The following is a 3,221-nucleotide window of genomic DNA, read 5'->3' on the forward strand; positions in this document are numbered from 1 at the left end:
ACACCTCCGTGATCGAGGTGTTGCATCGACCGGTTGAGCCCGCCCAATATACGGCTCTGCGATTCGGGGAAACCCTGTTCCTGCAAGGACTTCGGCCGTCGATCGGGTCGGTAGGTGACGCCTACGATAAGGGCTTGGTTTCATAGTGCACCTCCTGGCGCGGGTTGGGTGGGAACTCGTTTTCGGAGCGGGCTGCCTTGTCGGGCGGTGAGGCGTGGGTCGCCGGGGGTGGGTGGCTCGTAGAGCCGCACGTTCTTGTCGTTTGCTTTGTGCGAGTTGAGAATTCCTGCGTGAGTCCAGCTCTTGATCGTGCTGGGGTGCACACCGATTCGTGTGGCGAGTTCGGTGTTGGTGAGCAGGCCCGTGGCGCGGAGCCGGTCGGCGTGGCTGGGCAGGTTGTTGCTGCGGCGTACGTGGAGGACGATGCGGGCGGTGAAGGGTTTGCCCTCGCCGGAGCGGTGACCGGCGGCGTTGAGCGCGTCGGCGGCCTCGGCGTCGGTGCAGGTGTCGAGGAGCAGGTCGAGCGCGGCGAGGGTGTCGGGGTCGGTCTGGCGGAGTTGCCAGGCTTTCGGCGGGATCGCCACGGTGAGGCTGTGGGTCTGGCCGCCGCGGAAGCGGACGTGCAGGTGAATGCGGTCGGTCTTGTGCAGGGTGACGTCGGCGACGAGGAGGCGGACCATGCGTTTGTGGTCCCGCTGCGGGGTGTCCGGGTTCGCCCAGAGTGCGGGGAAATCTGTTGCCAAGGATCGGATTTTGGCCTTCACTTCGTCGGTGAGGGCGGTGGCCGCGGCGGCGCTGGCGCGCTCGTAGTCCTCGCGCGCGGTGCCCAGGGTGCGCAGCGCGTCGTTCCAGTCGGCTTCGAGGCTGTCGGCGACGAGCCGGTTGTCCGGGTCGACGGCGAGGTAGCGGCGGCGGGCGAGGTCGGCGCGGTGGCGGGCCCGTTCCACCTGACCGCGGCGCAGCGCGTCGGCGTCGGCGGCGCGGGTCTCGAGTTCGGTTTGCACGGTGAGGGCGACCTCGAGCGCGAGCGGGGTGACGGTGTCGAGCAGCAGTTTCCCGATCGCGGCGTCGACGGCGGCGCCGGGCACGCCCTGGCAGCGGCGTCCGCCGTCTCGGATGCAGGCCCGGAGGCACTCGTAGTCGGGGACTTCGACGCCGCGGCGGGTGTGGTAGCGCACGGTCATCCGGTTTCCACACTTGGCGCAGACGGCCAGGCCCTGCAGCAGCGCGGTTCCTTCCCGGGCGGGGCCGGCGGCGCGGTCCTCGCCGCGTGCGGCGGCGTTCGCCGAGAGCAACCGCTGGTTGGTTTCGAACTGCTCCCAGTCGATGTAGCCGGGGTGGGCGTCGGGGATCAGCGCGATCCACTGCTCGCGGGGCAGGGTGTCGAAGGTCTTCGTGCCGTCGGCGGCAACGCGCTCGCGGCGGCGGCCGTAGGCGAACGCACCGGCGTAGCGAGGGTTGTGCAGGGTGCGCAGCACCCGCCAGTGCGTCAGCGGCATCCACGCCAGCTCGCCCTTGTGTGCGCCGGTGCGCACCCGCACCGGGAACACCAGCTCGTCGGCGTTGAACTGCTGCACCACCGCGCGGGCGGAACCGGTGCGTGCGAACAGGGTGAATACGTGGCGGATAGCCTGCTGCACACCGGTATCCGGGTCCAGTACCACGTTGTCAGCGGGGTCGTAGATCAGCCCGACGGGCAGCGGCACGCGCAGTTCGCCGCGGCGGGCCTTGGACAATTGCCCGCCGACGAGGCGCGCGCGGATGAAGTGCAGTTCGGCCTCGCTCATCGTGCCCTTGAGCCCGAGCAGCAGCCGGTCGTTGAAGTCGGTCGGGTCGTAGAGCCCGTCCTCGTCGCAGATCAGCGTGGCGGACATGGCGCAGATCTCCAGCAGCCGGTGCCAGTCGGCGTTGTTGCGGGCCAGCCGGGACACCTCCAGCCCGAGCACGATCCCGGCCCGGCCCATGCCGACCTCGGTGACCAGGCGCTGGAAGCCTTCCCGGTCGGCGGCCGAGGCGCCGGACTGACCCTGGTCGCAATCGATGGTGACGATCCGATCGGCGGCCCAGCCGAAAGCAATCGCTTTCTGCCGCAACGCGTATTGACGATGGGCGGACTCGGTGTTGGTCAATACCTGCCGCAGCGTGGACTGGCGCACGTAGAGGTAGGCGGTGCGGGTCAGGTGCGCGCCGGTCACCTTCGCCGCGGTCTGCTCGCTCATCGCCGCTCACCCCCGTGCCGCGACCGCCAGCGCCATCGAGGCGAGCAGCTCGACCAGCTCGGTGTCGGCGCCGCCGGACGCGGACGGTGCGGGACGGGCCGGCCGTGCCGATCCGGCGGGTGCGGCCGCGGTCCGCAGCCGCACCCACGCCGCGACGCCACGCTGCTGCAACACACCAAGCCCCAGCCGCCATCCGTCGGTGTCGCCGGACAAGGCCCGCCGACGCAGCTGTTCGTAGCCGTCCACCGCGCCGCCGATGTCGGGATCGTCGTCGAAGTCATTGTTCACCTCCACTTTTCGAGCTGCGGTCACGGACCAGCGCACGCTCGACCGAGCGAGGATGCACGGTGATACCGAACTCCTCGGCGATCGCCTCCGCCAACCGCGCCACGGTCGTCGACGGGTCCTGCTCGCGGGTCGAACGCGCGAACGCGACGACCTCGTCGGTCAGCTTGTGCGCTGCCCGCGGCCCGGGCTTGGCCGGCACCAGCCCGCCCAGCCCGTCGCGGTCCACCGCCGCTGCTGCCTCGTAGTACGACGGCCGGGAGAACCCGAACGCGGCCGCCGCGGCCGTCACCGGCGCGCCGCCGACCCGCACCCGCCGCACCATCTCGTACTTGACCTGCACCAGGTCGCGCGCATCGAAGAACTCCGACGAACCGAACTCTTCGTCGCGCACCGCCTCCGGCCGCGGGTTGAGCGTGCGCGAGGCCGCCAACGCCTCCGCCTTCGGATCCCGCTTCTGCTTCCGCCTCACACCGACCTCCTCTTTGTGTTAGAGAAATTATGCCGCCCTCAAGCTACTGCGTGGCAGCGACACGCCGCGGTCCGACGAACTTCCACAGCACATGGACCATTTTGCCAGGCGTGCGCATTGGCGTCCTCCAGCTCTACGATGATCGGTAGCGGCATAATTATCCTTACACTAACGGCATGATCTCCTTTACACCGAAGTTACGGCTTTGAAGACGGACGAACCCCCGGTTGAGCTGGGGGTTCGTT

Annotated in this window: 3 protein-coding genes; all 3 read right to left on the bottom strand. The window is 69.4% G+C overall.

Annotated elements, in window-relative coordinates; all coding sequences use genetic code 11:
* Positions 1-140 precede the first annotated feature (140 nt).
* From P3H15_RS53335 to P3H15_RS53345, 3 genes are read right to left on the bottom strand one after another with little or no spacing between them, the layout of a single operon-like run.
* On the bottom strand, positions 141-2,219 hold the full coding sequence (locus P3H15_RS53335; RefSeq protein ID WP_276144716.1) for a recombinase family protein: 2,079 nt from the start codon (positions 2,217-2,219) through the stop codon (positions 141-143).
* A 6-nt stretch (positions 2,220-2,225) separates the two neighbouring features.
* A complete protein-coding gene (locus P3H15_RS53340; RefSeq protein ID WP_133169401.1) occupies positions 2,226-2,507 on the bottom strand; it encodes a hypothetical protein in 282 nt (93 codons plus the stop codon).
* The gene (locus P3H15_RS53345; protein ID WP_105421912.1) at positions 2,497-2,976 is read right to left on the bottom strand and encodes a helix-turn-helix domain-containing protein; all 480 of its coding nucleotides are present in this window, start codon (positions 2,974-2,976) and stop codon (positions 2,497-2,499) included. Before P3H15_RS53345 ends, P3H15_RS53340 begins: the two co-directional genes overlap by 11 nt.
* Between the last annotated feature and the right edge of the window lie 245 nt (positions 2,977-3,221).

Origin of the sequence: Rhodococcus sp. T2V, assembly GCF_029269925.1 — a bacterium.
GTDB classification, from domain to species: domain Bacteria; phylum Actinomycetota; class Actinomycetes; order Mycobacteriales; family Mycobacteriaceae; genus Rhodococcus_F; species Rhodococcus_F koreensis.

What these genes read in the sequence shown, in the direction of transcription:
- P3H15_RS53335 (WP_276144716.1), bottom strand. Translation starts at nt 2,219, where the DNA reads ATGAGCGAGCAGACCGCGGCGAAGGTGACCGGCGCGCACCTGACCCGC.